Annotated in this window: 14 protein-coding genes; 11 read left to right on the forward strand and 3 right to left on the reverse strand. The window is 73.7% G+C overall.

The window, feature by feature from the left end; genetic code table 11:
* Positions 1 to 3: 3 nt before the first annotated feature.
* The 4 genes from HNR70_RS01375 to HNR70_RS01390 are packed head-to-tail and all read left to right on the forward strand — an operon-like array spanning position 4 to position 4,277.
* Positions 4 to 1,452 carry a dihydrolipoamide acetyltransferase family protein gene (locus tag HNR70_RS01375; protein WP_184324079.1) on the forward strand — a complete coding sequence of 483 codons (1,449 nt, stop codon included), beginning with the start codon at positions 4 to 6 and terminating at the stop codon, positions 1,450 to 1,452.
* A 55-nt stretch (positions 1,453 to 1,507) separates the two neighbouring features.
* Entirely contained in the window at positions 1,508 to 2,092 is a 585-nt protein-coding gene (locus HNR70_RS01380; RefSeq protein WP_312857536.1) for a fluoride efflux transporter FluC, read from the forward strand.
* Positions 2,089 to 2,499, forward strand: coding sequence for a fluoride efflux transporter FluC (locus tag HNR70_RS01385; protein WP_184324080.1), 411 nt, complete (start codon positions 2,089 to 2,091; stop codon positions 2,497 to 2,499). Before HNR70_RS01380 ends, HNR70_RS01385 begins: the two co-directional genes overlap by 4 nt.
* On the forward strand, positions 2,496 to 4,277 hold the full coding sequence (locus HNR70_RS01390) for a CopD family protein (RefSeq protein WP_312857537.1): 1,782 nt from the start codon (positions 2,496 to 2,498) through the stop codon (positions 4,275 to 4,277). Before HNR70_RS01385 ends, HNR70_RS01390 begins: the two co-directional genes overlap by 4 nt.
* Positions 4,278 to 4,299: 22 nt before the next feature.
* Here the strand turns inward: HNR70_RS01390 and HNR70_RS01395 are convergent, their stop codons facing one another.
* Complete coding sequence (locus HNR70_RS01395) at positions 4,300 to 5,724, reverse strand: flavin-containing monooxygenase (protein WP_184324081.1); 1,425 nt, start codon at positions 5,722 to 5,724, stop codon at positions 4,300 to 4,302.
* Between the two features lie 795 nt (positions 5,725 to 6,519).
* Here HNR70_RS01395 and HNR70_RS01400 point away from each other — a divergent pair.
* The gene (locus tag HNR70_RS01400; protein WP_184324082.1) at positions 6,520 to 8,337 is read left to right on the forward strand and encodes an HNH endonuclease signature motif containing protein; all 1,818 of its coding nucleotides are present in this window, start codon (positions 6,520 to 6,522) and stop codon (positions 8,335 to 8,337) included.
* A gap of 27 nt (positions 8,338 to 8,364) precedes the next feature.
* On the opposite strand, the gene HNR70_RS01405 is transcribed toward HNR70_RS01400, so the two are convergent.
* Both HNR70_RS01405 and HNR70_RS01410 read right to left on the reverse strand, forming a co-directional pair.
* Positions 8,365 to 9,231: a DUF1345 domain-containing protein gene (locus HNR70_RS01405; RefSeq protein WP_184324083.1), complete on the reverse strand. Its 867-nt coding sequence runs from the start codon at positions 9,229 to 9,231 to the stop codon at positions 8,365 to 8,367.
* On the reverse strand, positions 9,228 to 10,223 hold the full coding sequence (locus HNR70_RS01410) for an N-acetylglucosamine kinase (protein ID WP_184324084.1): 996 nt from the start codon (positions 10,221 to 10,223) through the stop codon (positions 9,228 to 9,230). The genes HNR70_RS01405 and HNR70_RS01410 overlap by 4 nt, the downstream gene beginning before the upstream one ends.
* 112 nt (positions 10,224 to 10,335) lie before the next feature.
* Between HNR70_RS01410 and HNR70_RS01415 the strand changes: the two genes are divergently transcribed.
* The 6 genes from HNR70_RS01415 to HNR70_RS01440 all read left to right on the forward strand — a co-directional run bounded on the left by HNR70_RS01415 (position 10,336) and on the right by HNR70_RS01440 (position 17,734).
* Positions 10,336 to 11,274: an N-acetylmuramic acid 6-phosphate etherase gene (locus HNR70_RS01415; protein WP_184326488.1), complete on the forward strand. Its 939-nt coding sequence runs from the start codon at positions 10,336 to 10,338 to the stop codon at positions 11,272 to 11,274.
* Positions 11,275 to 11,374: 100 nt separating this feature from the next.
* Complete coding sequence (locus HNR70_RS01420; protein ID WP_184324085.1) at positions 11,375 to 13,003, forward strand: ABC-F family ATP-binding cassette domain-containing protein; 1,629 nt, start codon at positions 11,375 to 11,377, stop codon at positions 13,001 to 13,003.
* A 76-nt stretch (positions 13,004 to 13,079) separates the two neighbouring features.
* A complete protein-coding gene (locus HNR70_RS01425) occupies positions 13,080 to 14,357 on the forward strand; it encodes an O-acetylhomoserine aminocarboxypropyltransferase/cysteine synthase family protein (RefSeq protein WP_184324086.1) in 1,278 nt (425 codons plus the stop codon).
* Between the two features lie 23 nt (positions 14,358 to 14,380).
* A complete protein-coding gene (locus HNR70_RS01430) occupies positions 14,381 to 15,073 on the forward strand; it encodes an HAD family hydrolase (RefSeq protein ID WP_184324087.1) in 693 nt (230 codons plus the stop codon).
* Positions 15,070 to 15,735: an HAD family hydrolase gene (locus HNR70_RS01435; RefSeq protein ID WP_246375117.1), complete on the forward strand. Its 666-nt coding sequence runs from the start codon at positions 15,070 to 15,072 to the stop codon at positions 15,733 to 15,735. Before HNR70_RS01430 ends, HNR70_RS01435 begins: the two co-directional genes overlap by 4 nt.
* Positions 15,736 to 15,829: 94 nt before the next feature.
* A complete protein-coding gene (locus HNR70_RS01440) occupies positions 15,830 to 17,734 on the forward strand; it encodes a thioredoxin-like domain-containing protein (protein WP_184324089.1) in 1,905 nt (634 codons plus the stop codon).
* Positions 17,735 to 17,774: the final 40 nt, after the last annotated feature.

Raw genomic sequence — 17,774 nt, forward strand, 5'->3', positions numbered from 1 at the left:
ACCATGAACACGTCGGCACCGCAGATCGTCACGATCAACCTCACCGATCCCGGTGAGGGCCTCACCGAGGCCGAGATCCTCGAGATCAAGGTCGCCGTCGGCGACCGCCTCGAGATCAACGACCCCGTGGTCGAGGTCGAGACCGCCAAGAGCGCCGTCGAGCTGCCCAGCCATGTCGCCGGCACCGTCGTCGAGATCCTCGTCGCCGTGGGCGAGGAGGTCGCCGTCGGCGCCCCGCTGCTGCGCGTCGACACCGCGGGCGGCCCCGCCCCCGCCCCGTCGGCCGACGAGCCCGCCGACGCCCCCGAGGCCGACCCGTCGGCCGAGGAGGTCGCCGCGCAGGTCGAGCCCGAGGCGCCCGCCGCGCCCGCCGCGCCCGCCGACGCCCCGTCGGACGAGGAGCCCAAGAACCTCGTCGGCTACGGCGACCGCCCCGCCCCGCAGCGCCGCCGCCGGCGCCGCACCGCCCCCGCGCAGGCCGACGACCAGCAGGTCCCCATCGACCGCATCCTCGCCAAGCCCCCCGTGCGCAAGCTCGCCCGCGATCTCGGCATCGCCCTGCACGACGTGCTCGCCACCGGCCCCGAGGGCACCGTCACCCGCCAGGACGTCCTGAACGCCCAGCAGCGCGCCTACGGCGGCGAGAGCGACGGCCACTACTTCCCCGAGGAGTCGCCGCAGGCGCCCGCGGGCCTCGGAGGCGCGATGAAGTCCACCCGCGACCAACCGTTCTCGGGCGTGACCAGCGACGAGCGCACCACTCGCGTGCCGATCCGCTCGGTGCGCAAGCGCACCGCCGAGGCGATGGTCGCCTCCGCCTTCACCGCCCCGCACGTCACCGTGTTCAACGAGATCGACATGACCGGCGTGATGCGGATCGTCTCCCAGCTGCGCGCCTCGCGCGAATGGGCCGACGTCAAGGTGAGCCCCCTGGCCGTGATCGCCAAGGCGCTGCTCGTCGCCATCCGTCGCAACCCCGAGGTCAACGCCTCCTGGGACGAGGACGCGCAGGAGATCGTCTACAAGCACTACGTGAATCTCGGCATCGCCGCGGCCACCCCGCGCGGCCTCATCGTCCCGAACCTCAAGGACGCGCACCTGATGACGCTGCGCGAGCTCGCCGAGGGCATCAGCGAGCTGGCCCGCACCGCGCGCGCCGGCCGCACGGCCCTGCGCGACACCCGCGACGGCACCATCACGATCACGAACTACGGCGTGTTCGACATCGACTCCGGCACCCCGATCCTGAACCCGGGAGAGTCCGCGATCCTCGGCGTCGGCGCGATCAAGGAGAAGCCCTGGGTGGTCGACGGCCGCATCGAGCCGCGCCAGGTCGCGACGCTGTCGCTGAGCTTCGACCACCGCCTCATCGACGGGGCGCTGGGCGCCGAGCTGCTGCGCGACGTCTCCGCCGTGCTCGAGGACCCCTCGCTCGGCCTCGTGTGGGGCTGAGCATGTCCGCCCCGGCTGGGAGGGGCGTCCCGCCGCGCGTCGGTACCCTGGGGCGGTGACCTCGGACCCCACCCCCGCCTCGCGCGTGCCGCGGCGCGGCGACCCGCGCATGCGCACCGTCGAGATAGCGGCGGTGCGCCACGAGGACGTCGCCGACTCCGAGACCCTCGGCTCCGGCCCGGTCCGTCCGCGCCTGGCCCCCTGGAAGGTCGCGCTCCTGGTCGCCGCGGGCGGCGCGCTCGGCGCGATCCTGCGCTACACCCTCACGGTCCTCGCCCCCACCGTCACCACCCCCACCCTGGTGGAGGTGCCCTGGGCGACGCTGTGGGTCAACGTGCTCGGCTGCCTCGCGCTCGGCGCCCTGAACGGCTCCCTCGAGGTTCGGCCCGGCCGGCCATGGATGACGCCGCTGCTGGGCACCGGCCTGTGCGGCGGCTTCACCACCATGTCCACCGTGGTGCTCGAGGGCTCCGCGATGATCGGCGCGAACTTCCCGATCCTCGCCCTGTTCTACGCCGCGGAGACGGTGGTGCTGTGCCTCGGCGCGGTCGCGCTCGGCCTGCTGATCGGCCGACACCTGGCCGCGCGCTCGCTGCGCCGCACCGCCGAGGGAGCCGACGAGGGAAGCGAGGCGCGATGAGCCCCCTCGCCTTCCTCCTCGGCGCGCTCGTGATCGGCATCGGCGGCGGGCTCGGCGCCGTCTCCCGCTGGGGCGTGCAGACCCTCGGCGTGCGCGTCGCCGCCGGGCGCGGCCTCGAGCGCGACGAGCGGGTCAAGCCCTGGATGACCTTTCTGGTCAACGTCATCGCCTGCTTCCTGCTCGGCGTCGTCGTGGCCCGCCTCGGCTCCGCCACCGGCCCGGGCGGCTACTTCTACGCCGCGCTCGGCGCCGGGTTCTGCGGTGGCCTGTCCACCCTGTCCACCGCCGCGCACGACATCGTGGACATGGTGCGCCGCGGCGAGTACTCGATCGCGCTGGCCTACCTGATGCTCAGCGCCGGCGTCGGGATGGGCGCGCTCTGGGTCGGCCTGGTGATCGCCACGTGAGCTCCCCGACCCTCCGGCGCCCCCGCCCCGGGGCGCTGCTGCTGCTCCTGCTCGCCCTCGCGCTGCTGTCGCTGGTCGCGGTCCTCGCGGCCGACGCCGCCGGCGGCGACAACCTCGTCCTCATGGATGCCGGCCCCGTCGCCCGCCTCGGCGCGCCGATCGCCGCGACCCTCGCCGACCTCGCCGGCGCCCTCACCCTCGGCGGTGCCGTCGTCGCCGGCTGGCTGCTGCGCGAGGAGGCCGACCGCACCCGCGCCCTCGCCGTCGTCGCGGGCGCCGCCGCCGTCACCACCCTCGCCCGCGGCGCCTCCCTCGCCTTCTCCTACGCGATCGCGACCGGCCAGCCCGTCGGCTCGCCCCGCTTCGGCTCCGACCTCGCCGTCTTCCTCGCCACCGACCTCGGTGTGTGGCTGCTGACCGCCCTGGTCGCGGCCGCCGCGACCACGACGGTGGCGCTGCTGGGCACCTCGCAGGGCCTCGCCCGGGCCGTCGCCGTGCTCGCGGGCGTGGTCGCTTTCGCCGCCGCCATGACCGGCCACGCCGCGGGCGACCAGACCCACGAGGTCGGCACCTCGACCATGCTCGTCCACCTGCTCGCCGTCGGGATCTGGGTGGGCGGCCTCGCCGTGTTGCAGATCCTCCCGCGCGGCCGGCGCGACGACCTCCGCGTGCTGCGCGGCTATTCGCATCTCGCGCTGATCTGCTGGATCGCCCTGGCCGCGAGCGGCGTGTGGGCGATCGCGGTGCGCATGAACGGCCCCGCCGACATCCTCACCAGCCCCTATGTCCAGATCGGTCTCGGCAAGGCGGTGCTGCTTCTCGCCCTCGGCGGGCTCGGCGCGCTCCAGCGCCGCCAGCTCGCCACCGGCTTCACGGCGTCGGACGATGGCCGCCGCGCCCGCGCGACCTACCGGCGCCTCGCCCTGCTCGAGCTCGCGCTCATGGGCCTCGCTGTCGCGCTCGCCGCGGCGATGAGCTCCTCCCCGCCGCCGACCGACGCGGGCACCCCGCCCCCGGGTGCCGCCGGGATCCTCACCGGCTACCCGCTCCCGCCCGCCCCGGACCTCGGCACCGTCCTGACCCAGTGGCGCCCGGACCCCTTCGGGATGGCGCTCGCCTGTGTGCTCGTGCTCGCCTGGTGGCGGCCGACGGCGCCTGAGCGTCCGCGCCGGGACAGCGCCATGCTCGTCGTGGGTGCTGCGCTGCTGGTGCTGCTCACCTCGGGACCGCTGAACGTCTACGGCAAGGTGCTCATCTCCGCGCACGTCCTGCAGCACCTGCTGCTGCTCGTCCCTGCCGGGGTGCTGATCGGTGCTGCGATGCCGGTCCCGTCGCGGCTGCGCGCGCTCGTGGGCGGACGCTGGTGGGCGGCGGCGCTGCTCGCCCTCGCGGGCCCCGCACTGCTGGTGCTCGCGTACATCGGGCCGTTCCTGCGGGTGAGCCTCGACGGCCATGCCGCGCACCTCGCGCTGCAGATGCTGTCGCTCGGGGGCGGCGCGCTCACGGCGCTCGCCGTGCGGACGGTGGCAGGCGGAGGGCGGCGCGCGGTCGTCGCCGGCCTCCCGCTGCTGCTGGGCGTGGCGGCGGGCATGGTCCTGCTGGTCACCGACGACCTCATGGCCGCCAGCTGGTTCGGCGCGACCGGCCGCGACTGGGGCGCGACCGCGCTCGACGACCAGCACCTCACGGGTGTGCTGGTGCTGGTGGTCGCCTGCGCGACCGCACTGGCGTCGGCCGTCGTGGCGCTCGCCGGGCGGCGGCGCGCCCCGCGCGCCTGAGACCCGTCAGTCGAACAGCGAGTCAGTCGAACAGCGAGCGCACCGAGCGCAGGCGGCCCAGCAGGGTGTCCCGGTCCACGGCCGGGATCAGCTCGGGCTCGGCCGCACGGGCCGGCAGCTCGCGCGCGGTGACCTTCCGGGTGCCGAGCGCGGTCTGCAGGCGCCCGCGGACACCGTCCGCGGCAGGCGCGGGACGGGCCGGGATCGCGCTCTCGGAGCCGGCGCGCACCTTGCGGAACTGCTCGAGCGCCGGCGTGGAGCCGCCGCCCTTGGTCGCGGCCATCATGTACGCGGTGATGTCTGCCTGCTCGACGAGGATCGGCAGCACCCCGCCGGAGGTGCGCTGCTGGCCGAGGATCACGAGGTCGTCGCGGCCGCGCGCGAAGGCGCCGAGGAACAGGTCCGGCTCACCGCTCGCGGTGCGGGGGATGACGTCCTGGGGGAGGTGGTCCGCGCCGGTCTCGTAGCCGGTGGCGAGCACGATGAGATCCGCCGCGTAGGCGTCGGTGCCGGTGCGGCCGCCGGTGCGGGCGTGGAGCACCGCGCCCTCCGGATCGACCTCGAGCACCTCGCCGACCGGTGCGATCCGGCCCTCGCGGACCCGGTCCAGCAGGTCGTCGGACACGATCACGGTGTCCTCGAGCAGGGGCAGCCGGGGGCGCGGCAGACCGGCCGAGGCGGGGTCGCCCACCGTGCGGCGGATGACGCTCTCGGCGATCTTCGCGTTCAGGGAGCCGAGCATCGCGGGCTCGCGCGCCGCGGCGACGTCACCGGGCATCCCGGCGATGCGGCGGGGCACCACCCAGTGGCCGGTGCGCACCGACCAGCGCACCTCGAGGGCGCGACGCGCGGCGTCGACCGCGATGTCCGCGGCGGACTGGCCCGAGCCGACCACGAGCACCCGCTTGCCCTCGAGACCGTCCGAGCCCTTCCACTCCTTGGAGTGGATGACCTGCACGGACTTCGGGACATCGGCGGCCCAGTCGGGGCGGTGCGGACGCTCGGCGATGCCGTGCGCGGAGATGACCGCGCGGTAAATGTTCACCGCACCGGTGGACAGCTCCACCTCCCACACGCCCTCCTCGAAAGGGCGCGCCGAGCGCACGGTGGTGCGCGGGAGGAAGTGGTCGGTGAGCTGGTGGTGCGAGGCGTAGGCGCGCAGGTACTTCGCCATGTGTGAGGGGGCCAGGAACTCCGGGAAGGAGACCGGCTGGATCATGTCCTCGAACTGCGTGTACTCGCGCGAGGAGATCATCTCCATCGCGGGCCACACCGGGCTGTCCTCGCGCTCGGGATCCCAGATGCCGCCGACGTGCCGGGCCCGGTCCACCAGGTCGAACGGCACCGACAGCGCCTTGAGCGACGCGGCGGCCGCGAGACCGGCCGGACCGGCGCCGATGATCAGCACCTTCTCACGGGTGGGGATCTGGTCGTGGAGCTCGGGCATCGGGAGGAGCCTTCTTCCGGTCGGGACGGCGCGCTGACGCCCGCCATCCTAATCGTCAGGGCCTGGGCGGGAGGGGCGTGGGGGCGAGTGGACGGTGTGGTGCGGGCGACGGGGCGCGGGCGGGCCGACGGGGTGCGCTCGAGGCGGCGCGGCCGACGGGGTGCGCTCGGCGCGGCCGACGGGCCGACGGCGAGCGGTGCGGCCTGCGGCGCGCACGGGGGCGGCCGGCGGGATGGCGCTGGGGACGACGAGTGGGATCGGCGCGGTAAGGCTTGGAGGGTTGTCGCGGGCGAATTCATCATGTCGGGCTGATGATTCCTCCACATGGCCCACTTTTCCGCAATTCGTTCAGCGTTGAGCTTCGTCTGTCGGGGGTTTCTGGTAGGGCGTGTCGGGAATTCTCGGAGCGGGGTCTCGTGGGTGTCGAGAGGGGGTGTCGGTGTGCCCGCCCGTGCTGCCCGGGGTGGCCTGTCGTGACGTCGGCGGCTGTGGGCAGAATGGTGTTTTACCTGCCCGCGATACCGCCTCGGCGGTCCCTGTTGGCGCGTGTAGGCCCGGGGGTCGGGCTGTCCGCGCGGTGCCCGCCGGTCGCCCCCTCGGTCCTCTGGATCGCCGGCTCGGTCGTGGCGCACTACTGTCTCGCACCGACCTTTCCTCCACACTCCAGGGTTATCCACAAATTCGTCCCCATATGGTTCTGACCCTTAGTAATGGGGGGTGTGGTTGGTAGTGTGGGGGTATTCGAAATGGAGCGCCCGTGGGTGGGTCTTCGAGGGGTTCGCGGAGGGGGTGAGTGTGGTGGGGGAGTTCGAGGACGACGTGCCGGGCAAGACCGGGAAGACGAACAAGGCCGGGGACGCCGAGACGTCGTCGCGACGCGCGCCCGCACCGCGTTCAGCCTCCACGGCTTCTACTGCGGCGTCGCCCGCATCGGGTTCCGCTTCCGCTGCATCCCCGGGTGGGCCGTCGCCTGCGTCGGATGTTCTCGCGGCCCAGGACGTCCCTGCGAGGCCTGTTCACTTCCCTGTCCCGATGCCCGCGAGTGACGTCCCGGAGTCTTGTGACGCCTCGGATGCGGCGCCGGAGCCTGCGCGGATGTTCCACACTCGCGCGCGGCGGAGGCTGGACGCATCGGTGGTGGTGGAGGATGCGGGTGGGTTCGAGTCTCCGCTGGCGGGGTCGGTGCTGCAGATCCATCTGCTGATGCGGGAGCGTGCCCATCTGTACGGTCTCCACCTGCAGCAGGTCGCGGAGTTGTTCGCGGAGGATACGGAGAACGAGGGGTCGCTGGACTTTGCCGAGGTGACGGCGGTGAAGATCGCGACGGGGCTGCGGGTCTCGAACCTGTCCGCGACCGCGCTGGTCCACGACGCCCACCGCGCGGTCTGTGACATGCCTGCCACGTTCGAGATCCTGCTGGCGGGGGACATGCCCGAGGCGTTCCACCGCTACCTCCTGCGTCACGCCCGCCGTCTCACCCCCGAGCAGGCGCGGCGTCTGGATGAGCACATGGCGGGGGTGGAGATCGCGAACGTTCCCCAGCTCGCGTTCGAGAAACAGGTGAGGGTCGGGACGAAGCTCGTCACCGCCGGCACCCTCCCGACTCTTCCATCGACCGCGCGGAGCGTGGATCTGGCGGGGATCGACGAGGATGCCGGCACGGCGACGCTCACGATCACGGGCCCGGTCCTGGAGATCAAAGCGCTGATGCACCGTCTGGATGTCGCCTCGCGGACGGTGCAGAAGGATCAGCGGCGGATGCTGCAGGACGAGGAGGAAGGACCGCTCCCGTTCGATATCGATGAGGTGCTGCGGGAGCAGGGCCGGCCGATGTCTCTGCGTCATCTGCGCTACGCGATCCTGACCCATTCGATCCTGGACATCGACCCGGTCCAGGAGACCACCAGTGCGATCAAGCTGCTGCTCACCGTGCCGGTCACGACGATGATGGGCTTGTCGAACGCGCCCGCGATGTTGGAGGGGATGACCCCGATCCCGGCCGAGCAGGCGCGCCGCCTCGCGGCCGGGGAGAAGACGTGGCAGAGGATCCTCACCGATCCGATCTCGGGGGCGTTCCTTCCCGTGAACGCCGCGACCTACACCCCCACCGCCCAGATGCGATTACAACTCCGGCTCAGACACCCCGTCTGTGCGGTACCCGGGTGTGACAGACCCACAGTCCTGATGGCGGAGGACGATCACATCCTCGAATACGACCATCACCATCCCGACGAGGGTGGACAGACCAGCCTGTTCAACCTCCACCGGCTGTGTCACTTCCACCATCAACTGAAGACGAAGAAGCTCCTCGACCCGGTCCGGGACGAGGCACTGGATCCTGCCCGCGGGGACGGCACCACCATCGCCGGCCCGTACCCGACGACATGGCACCTCGGGGACGGGATCACCACCACCACGTTTGAGGAAACGGACCTGCTCACCCCGGTCATCGCCGCGGAGCTCGAGATGGCCGCCCGCATTCACGAACGCACCTATGCGGAGAAGCTCTCGATCCACGAGCAGCTGAAGAACCTCACTCCGGAGGAACGCCTCGCCCTCGCACGGCGCCGCATCATCCCGCCCCACCCCGACTGGGGCGAACCACCCTTCTGACCGCAGTGCCCAGGAACCCGGCCGGCCCTACGCCACCGCCGTGATCACCGCCGAGACCCCGAGCGTGATGATGATGGTGCTCATGAGATAGGCGAGCAGCACGTGCCGCCGCACCAGGCGCCGCGCCGACGAGGTCAGTGGCACCATCTCACCCGTCCCCGACGTGGTCTGGATCAGCAGCGCGCCGTACACGTAGTCCTGGATGTCCCGGTCCGCGCCCGTCGGTGCCTCCGACCCCGGCAACGAGAACGCCGATCCCCGGGAGTCCTCCGCCGCGTACTCCACAGCGAACGTCGCCACCGCGCTGATCCACGCCGTGATCACCGCCGCGACCGTCAGCGCCAGCAGCGCCGCGACCGGGATCCACGGCGGCGGCGAGATCAGCAGGAACACCGCCGTCACCGCGATCAGCAGCATCTGAACCACCTCGCCGAACGCGCTCGTACGCCCCAGGTACCAGCGGTAGAAGCGAACATGCCGCCTCGCCCGCGGCAGCCGCGCCGCCGCGACCATCCGAGAGCGCGACGCCCCGGACAGCACCCACAGAGTCAGCCCCGCGAACACCAGCGCATAGATCGACAGGATCACGATCACGACCATCAGGGTCAGCGGCATCTGCACCCCGTCCGCGCGGGTGTCCGGGATCGGCGCGCTGAACAGGAACACCGTCGGCAGGCCGATCGCCAAGGCGAGCAGCCACGCCACCCCCAGGCGCAGGTTCTCCGACAGCAGCCGGCGCCGCCACGACAGCGCGCGCCAGCGCGACAGCCGACGCCGCCAGCGCGGCGGGGGAGCGGGCTCGGCCGGCGCGTCGCCCTCGGCGGGCTCGACCGGCGCGTCGACCGACGGCTCCTCGACCCTCTCCTCCGCCTCCGCCGTCTCGTCCCGCGTCATCCCCGCACCTCCGCGGCGAGCTCGCGCGCCAGCAGGAGCGCGCCGGGCATCCCGTCGGGCGCCTCGCGGACCTCGCGGCGCTCCGCGCGCAGCGCGTCGAGCACCCCGTCCCGGAGCGGACCCGGACCGGTGAGCACCGAGCCCGCCAGCACCGTCGACAGCGCCGCCCCGGGATCCAGCGCCCGCACCGTCTCCAGGACGTGCGCGATCGCGGACTGCAGGATCTCGCCGGCGACCGCGTCCTCCGGCACCCGTCCGGGCAGCACCGCGAACCGGCCCAGCGCCGCGGGCGCTCCGGCAGGGAGCTGCTCGTCGAGCGCACGAATCAGGTCCTGGCGCGGATCGCCGGTCGGGGAGGGCGGGTCCCCGCCGCGACGCAGATCGAGGCCGAGCGCGGCACCGACCTCCTCGGTGAGCAGGGTGCGGGGTCCGCGGTCGTCGAGGTCCGCCGCGACCGCCTCGAGCGTGCGCCTGCCGAGCCACACCGCGGAGCCCACATCGCCCAGCAGCCAGCCCATCCCGTCGCGCCGCGCGACCGCCTCGCGGTCCTCGAAGCGCACCGCCACCGCGCCGGTCCCCGCGAGCACCAGCAGACCCGTGTCCCCCACACCCCCGGAGAGGAACGCGGAGTGCAGGTCGTCGGTGACCAGCAGGCGCTCGGCCGGGATCCCGAGGCCGACCAGCCGGTCGCCGAGCGCGCGGCGCACCTCGTCGGCGCGGGCGGGTCCGGCGCCGGAGATGCCGAGGGCCGCGGCGACGACCTCGACCTCCGCCTCCATCGACGCGGCGCCGCGTTCCAGCAGCTCGGCCACGGACTCTGCGAGGGTGTCGAGCGCGGCGGCACCGGAGGCGCGGATGTTCGCACCGGGGCCCACCACCTCGGCGATCACCGCACTGTCGACGGGCGCGAGCGCGAGGCGGGCGCGGGTGCCGCCGATGTCCCCGGCGATCACGGTCATGGCGCGCGGCGGCAGCCCTGCGGACTTGCTCATCGGGCCCCCTTCTCGGCGCGGATCCCCAGGGTATCCGCTCGTCCCGCGCCCGTTACCCTGGCACCCGTCACCGACGACAGGAGTCCCCGTGAGCACCTCCCGCCCTCTCGACATGTCGCTCGTCGACCTCGCCTCCCCGACCGAGGAGCGCAACCCGCGCAGCGCCGAGCTCGACAGCCTCGATGCCCGCGGCATGGTCGACGTGATCCTCGGCGAGGACGCGGCCGTCGCCGCGGCGGTCCAGGCGCAGGCCGCACGGATCGCGGGCCTCGTCGAGGAGTGCGTCGCCGCGATCGCCGCCGGCGGCACCGTGCACTATCTCGGCGCCGGCACCTCCGGCCGGCTCGGCGTGCTCGACGCCGTGGAGCTCGCACCCACCTTCGACGCCGACGAGTCCATGGTCACCGCCCACCTCGCCGGCGGCCTCGGCGCCTTCCGCACCGCCGTCGAGGGCGCCGAGGACTCCGAGGAGCAGGGCGCCGAGCTCGTCCGCACCGCCTGCCGCCCCGGGGACGTGGTCATCGGCCTCGCCGCGTCCGGTCGCACCCCCTTCGTCGGCGGGGCCCTGCGGCAGGCACGGGCCGACGGCCTCCCCACGGCCCTCATCTCCGCGAACCCCGCCGCTCCCCTCGCCGAACTCGCCGACCACAGGATCCTGCTGGACGTCGGCCCCGAGGTCGTCACCGGCTCCACTCGCATGAAGGCCGGCACCGCGCAGAAGCTCACCCTGAACGCCCTGTCCACGGCCACGATGGTGCGGCTCGGCACCACCTTCGGGAACCTCATGATCCAGGTGCGCCCCACCAACGCGAAGCTCGTCGCCCGGACCGTGCGCATGCTCGTCCAGGCGACCGGCGCCACCCCCGAGCGCGCCGCGGCGGTGCTCGAGGAGGCCGGCGGCGAGGTGCGGGTCGCGCTCGTGGCACTGCTCGCCTCGGCCGACGCGGGCTCCGCGCGGGGCGCGCTGGAGGCCCATCCGCGCGATCCGCGGCGGGTCGGGGATCCCGCCGGGATCCGGTCCGCCGTGGCGGCGCTCACCGCCGAGCGGTAAATCGCTCGACGTCCCCGCGCCTCACGCCCTAGGGTCGGCGTCATGCGCCTGTGATCAGCCCCGTCGTCCGCCGTACCGCCTCGCCATGAGGAGCTGATCCATGCCCGCGCACCCCGACACCGCCCTGCACCTGAGGGCCGACGGGATCTCCTTCACCCACCCCGCGTCCCGCGGCGCCGACGAGCGCCGGGTCCTCACCGACGTGTCCCTCGTCGTGCCCGCGGGGCGCCCCATGGGCCTGCTCGGCGAGAACGGCAGCGGGAAGACCACTCTGCTGCGCATCCTCGGCGGGGAGCTCACGCCCGACACCGGGACCTGGAGCGCGCCCGGCCCCGTCGGCGTGCTGCACCAGGAGCTGCCCTTCCCGGCCGGGACGCCGCTCGCGCAGGTCGTGCGCGATGCGCTGTCCCGCTCGCGGCGGCTCGAGCGGGAGCTCGAAGCGGCGGGGGAGCAGCTCGCCGGCGGCGATGCGGAGGCGGCGCGGCGGTACGACGCGCTGCTCGCCGAAGCGACCCTCGCCGACGTGTGGAACGCCGAGCGCCGCGCCGAGGAGGTCCTGGACGGGCTCGGCCTCGCGGAGATCGACCGGGGCACGCCGCTCGGGGAGATCAGCGGCGGGCAGCGGGAGCGGCTCGCCCTCGCCCACCTGCTCATCGCCCGCCCGGTCACCTGGCTGCTCGACGAGCCCACCAACCACCTCGACGACCGCGCCGCCGCCTTCCTCGCCGAGCGGATCGCCGAGCACCCCGGCCCGGTGCTGATCGCCAGCCACGACCGCGCCTTCCTCGACGACGCGACCCGCGCCCAGCTCGACCTCGACCCCGCCGAGACGCCGCTCGACGCGGAGCCCGGCGGCGTCACCGCCTACACCGGCACCTTCACCGACCACCTGCTCGCACGCTTCGAGGCCCGCGACCGGTGGGAGCAGCGCTACCGCACCGAGCAGGAGGAGCTGAAGGCCCTGCGCGCCGCCGTGCAGGACGCCGGCAGCGTCGGGCACGCCGGCGCCGCACCCCGCACCGAGGCCCGCGCCTCGAAGAAGTTCTACGCGGACCGCAACGCCACCGTCGTCTCCCGCCGCCTGCGCGAGGCGCGGGCCCGGCTCGAGCGGCTCGAGCGCGAGCAGGTGAGGAAGCCCCCGGCGGAGCTGCACCTCACGCACCTGCCCGCCGCGGCACGGACCGGGGGCGGCGTGCTGCTGTCGGTCGCGGGCGCCGCGGTCACCGGCCGGCTTGCGCCCACCTCCTTCAGCCTGTCGGCCGGGGAGAAGCTGCTCGTGACGGGCCCGAACGGTGCGGGGAAGTCGACCCTGCTGGATCTCGTGGCGGGCCGGCTCGCGCCGACCTCTGGCACCGTGGACGCGCCGCGCGGGCTGCGCATCGGCCACCTCGGCCAGGACGACGAGGCCGTGCCGGGGCGGGCCGTCCGGGAGCAGCTCGGGGAGGGGGCGGAGCTGTACGGGCTCGTGCACCCCCGCGACCTCGACCGGCCGCTCACGGCGCTGTCCCGCGGGCAGCTGCGCCGCGTCATGCTCGCCGCCGTGCTCGCCGACCCGCCCGAGCTGCTGGTCCTTGACGAGCCCACCAACCACCTCGCCCTGGTCACCGCGACCCGGCTCGAGGCGGCCCTCGAGGACTGGGACGGGGCGGTGCTGATCGCCTCCCACGACCGGTGGCTGCGGCGGCGCTGGCAGGGGAGGGTGCTCGAGCTCGCGCCCGCGGCGTCATAGAGGTTCACATTCCTCGGGCCCCGTGGCCGCGGCGCGCGACGCTGAGCGCGACACCCCGACCCGGAGGAGCACCGCCATGTCGCAGAAGTTCGAGACCCTCGCCATCCACGCCGGCCAGACCCCGGACACCGACACCGGCTCCCGCGCGCTGCCGATCCACCAGACCACCAGCTTCGTCTTCCCGTCGGCCGAGTCCGCGGCCGGCCGCTTCGCCCTCACCGAGCCGGGCCCGATCTACACCCGCATCACCAACCCCACCCAGAGCGCGGTCGAGGACCGGGTCGCCGCCCTCGAGGGCGGCGCCGCCGGTCTGCTCGTCGCCTCCGGGCAGAGCGCGATCACCCTCGCGATCCTGAACCTCGCCGGCGCCGGCGACTCCGTCGTGGTCTCCCCGAGCCTGTACGGCGGCAGCTTCAACCTCTTCAAGCACACCCTCGTGCGCCTCGGCATCACGGCGCAGTGGGTCGCTGATCCCGACGATCCCGAGTCCTGGCGGGCGGCGGCCGACGAGACCACCCGGGCCTTCTTCGTCGAGTCCATCCCGAACCCCAAGCAGGACATCGCTGACCTGCGCGCCCTCGCCGACGTCGCCCACGAGGTCGGCGTGCCGCTCGTCGTCGACAACACCGTCGCCACCCCGTTCCTGCTGCGCCCCCTCGAGCACGGGGCGGACGTGGTGGTCCACTCGGCCACCAAGTTCCTCGGCGGCCACGGCACCTCCATCGCGGGTGTCCTCGTGGACGGCGACAGCTTCGACTTCACCGCCCACGCCGCGAAGTACCCCCATTTCACCGAGCCCGACGAGTCCTACAACGGCCTCGTCTTCGCGGGACTGCCCGCCCCGCAGGCCACCCGCGCCCGCACCAACCTGCTGCGCGACCTCGGCCCCGCCGTCTCCCCGTTCAACGCCTTCCTCATCGGCCAGGGTCTGGAGACGCTGCCGCTGCGCATGGAGCGCCACCTCGAGAACACGTGGAAGGTCGCCCGCTTCCTCGAGGCCGACGAGCGCGTCGAGTCGGTCACCTGGGCCTCGCTCGAGTCCTCCCCGTACAAGGAGCTCGCCGACCGCTACCTGCCCCGCGGCTCCGGCAGCGTGCTCGGCTTCGTCCTCCCGGGCGGTGTCGAGGCCGGACGCCGCTTCGTGGACGCCCTGACCCTGCACTCGAATGTCGCCAACATCGGCGACGTGCGCAGCCTCGTCGTCCACCCCGCCTCGACCACCCATTCCCAGCTCACCGAGGAGGAGCAGCGCGCCGCCGGCGTCGAGCCCGGCTTCGTGCGACTCAGCGTCGGCATCGAGCACATCGACGACATCCTCGCCGACCTCGAGCAGGGCCTCGCCGCGGCGCAGTGAGCGGAGGCGGATACGCTGGGGTCATGACCGAGGCGCACCCCTCACCGCTCGCGACCTGGCCCCCTGCATGGGCCCCGTCGGCCGTCGTCTTCGACTGCGACGGCCTGCTCGTGGACACCGAGGGGAGGTGGGTCGCCCTGCAGGAGGACTACCTCGCCCGGCACGGCGCGCAGCTGGAGGGCCATGTCCGGCGCGCGCTGACCGGTCGGCCGATCGAGGTGGTCGTCACCGCCATCGCCGACGCCGTGGACAAGGACCCCCGCACGGTGGGCCAGGACCTGTACGTCGAGCACCACGAGCGGCTCGGCGAGCCGCTGGTGCCGCTGCCCGGCGCCGTCGAGACCGTCCGCGCGATCGCCGCGGTGCGCCCGATCGCCGTGGCATCGAACTCTCCGGGCGACCTGCTCGAGCAGACCCTCGCCGGGCTCGGCCTCGAGGACGCCTTCGACGCCGCCGTCGCCGTGGACCAGGTCTCCGCCGGCAAGCCCGCCCCCGACCTGTACCTGGTCGCCGCCGAGGCGCTCAGCACCCGGCCGGTCGACTGCCTCGCCTTCGAGGACTCCGAGACCGGGGCGCAGGCCGCGACCGCCGCCGGCATGCAGCTGATCGCCGTGCCCTCCATCCCCGGGCAGGACCCCCGCGCCCCGCGCCGCCTCGACTCGCTCGCCGACCCGGTGCTCGCCGACTGGATCTCCGGATGGGAGGCGCGCCGATGAACGCCCTGAGCGAGGCCTTCGGCAACTGGACGCCGCGCGCGATCGTCTTCGACTGCGACGGCCTGCTGCTGGACACCGAGACGGTGTGGCAGCGCGCCCAGGACACCGTCGTCGCCGCCCTCGGCGCGGACCTCACCGCCGAGGACGACGTAGCACTGCACGGCTCGACCCTCGAGGTGGCGGGCGAGATCATCGCCCGCCGCGCCGGGGTCGACGAGCAGGAGACCCTCGCGCATCTGACCCGCGAGTTCGAGCGCGAGCTCGGCGGGGGAGTGCGCACCATGCCCGGCGCGGCCGAGGTGCTCGCGGCGGCCGGGGCGAAGGTGCCGCTGGGCTGCGCGTCCAACTCGTGGCTCGAGGCGCTCGAGCACAAGCTCACCACCGGCGGGCTGCGCGAGCATTTCACCGTGCTCGAGGCGTCCGACACCGTCCCGAATCCCAAGCCCGCCCCCGACATGTACGCCGCGGCGGCCTCGGCGATGGGCTTCGCGCCGGGGGAGTGCCTGGCCTTCGAGGACTCCGCCACCGGCGCCCGCGCCGCCCGCGACGCCGGGCTGCGCCTCATCGCCGTACCCGCGCCGGGGCATCCCGCGCCGCCCGCGGACGCGGCCCTCACCTCGCTCACCGACCCGGCGCTGCGGGAGTGGATCGCGACCTGGTGACGGCAGGTCAGGTGCCTGAGCATCCGCTGTGCGGATGTCCGAACGTGTCACCTGAGTTGGCCCCCGGACGCTGTTCCGGTGTTCACTGGACCCCATGACCCCTCCGTCGGACTCCTCTGCGCCCCTTTCCGATCGCGCTCCCGGCACGCCCCTGCGCGGTCGCGGCTGGCTGAACACCGGCGGCGCGGACCTGGACCTCGAGGCGCTGCGCGGCAAGATCGTGCTGCTGGACTTCTGGACCTTCTGCTGCGTGAACTGCCTGCACGTCCTGGACGAGCTGCGCCCGCTCGAGGAGAAGTGGGCCGATGAGCTGGTCGTCGTCGGCGTGCACTCCCCGAAGTTCGAGTTCGAGAAGGACCCCGACGCGCTCCAGGCCAACATCGAGCGCTACGAGGTCTCCCACCCCGTCATCGACGACCCGGAGCTGGAGACCTGGAGCGAGTACGGCGCCCGCGCCTGGCCCACCCTCATGGTGCTGGACACCCACGGCCGCATCGCCGGCAACCTCTCCGGCGAGGGGCACGCCGCGAACCTCGACCAGCTGATCGAGCGGCTCGTCGCCGAGGGCGAGGCCGACGGGTCCCTGCGCCGCGGCCCCGCCCCGACCGTCCTCGAGGACCGCACCCCGCAGACCCTCCGCTTCCCCTCGAAGCTCGCCGTCCTGCCCGACGGCCGCCTCGTCGTCTCCGACGCCGGCCAGCACCGCCTGGTCGTCTTCCAGAACGACGGCGCGACGGTCGACGCGATCATCGGCAGCGGCGCCCGCGGCCACGCCGACGGCGACGAGGAGACCGCGCAGTTCGCCGAGCCCAACGGCGTTCTCGCCCTGCCCGCCGAGGTCGCCTCGGAGGTCGGCTACGACCTGCTGGTCGCCGACACCGCGAACCACCGCCTGCGCGGCGTGAAGGTCGGGCAGGACCGGCTGCTGCGCTCCCGCACCGCCACCGAGGTCACCACCGTCGCCGGCTCCGGCGCGCAGTGGATGCAGGGCGAGCCGCTGCCGCGCGGCGAGGGGGAGGCCACCTCCTACGCTCTGTCCACGCCCTGGGACCTCACCTGGAGCCACGCCCTGAACCGGGCCGTGATCGCCATGGCCGGCATCCACCAGCTGTGGACCTACGACCCCGCCACAGGCGCTCTGCTGGTCCTCGCCGGCACCACCCAGGAGGGCCTCGTCGACGGCCCCGCCGTCACCTCCTGGTGGGCGCAGCCCTCGGGCCTGGACGAGCTGCCCGATGGCCGCATCGTCGTCGCCGACTCCGAGTCCTCCGCGGTGCGCGTGCTGGACCCGCAGACCATGCGGATCACCACCCTGGTCGGCAAGGGCCTGTTCGACTTCGGGCACGTCGACGGCCCCGTCGACCACGCCCGCCTGCAGCACCCCCTCGGCGTCACCGCCCTGCCCGACGGCCGCATCGCCGTCTCGGACACCTACAACGGCGCCATCCGCCTCCTCGACGAGGAGGCGGGCACCGTCGTCACGGTCGCCACCGACCTCAAGGAGCCGTCCGACGCGATCGTCGGCCCCCCGATCGACGGGATCGGCCAGCTGATCGTCGTCGAGTCCGGCGGGCACCGCATCACCTGGGTGCCGGTCGCCAAGGCCGCCGAGCGCGTCATCGACGAGGGCGCCCAGCGCTCCGAGCGGCCCGTCACCGAGGTGGGCCCCGGCCCGCTGACCGTGCGGGTGCTGTTCACCCCGCCGCCCGGGCACAAGCTCGACAACTCCCTCGGCCCGTCCACCCAGGTCACGGTCGCCACGACCCCCACCTCGATGGTCGCCGACGGCGCCGGGGTCGACACGGCGCTTGAGCGGACCATCACCCTGGACACCTCGTATACCGAGGGCGTCCTGCATGTCAGCGCCCGCGCCGCCTCCTGCGACGCGGACCCGGCGGTCGAGTTCCCCGCCTGCCACATGCACCAGCAGGACTGGGGCGTCCCGATCCGGGTCGTCGAGGGCGGTCCGGACCACCTGGACCTCTCGCTGCTCGCCTGAGCCGCCGCCCCGCGCTGCCCTGACTGCCCTGACTGACCTC

The organism is Brachybacterium aquaticum (assembly GCF_014204755.1).
GTDB classification, from domain to species: Bacteria; Actinomycetota; Actinomycetes; order Actinomycetales; family Dermabacteraceae; genus Brachybacterium; species Brachybacterium aquaticum.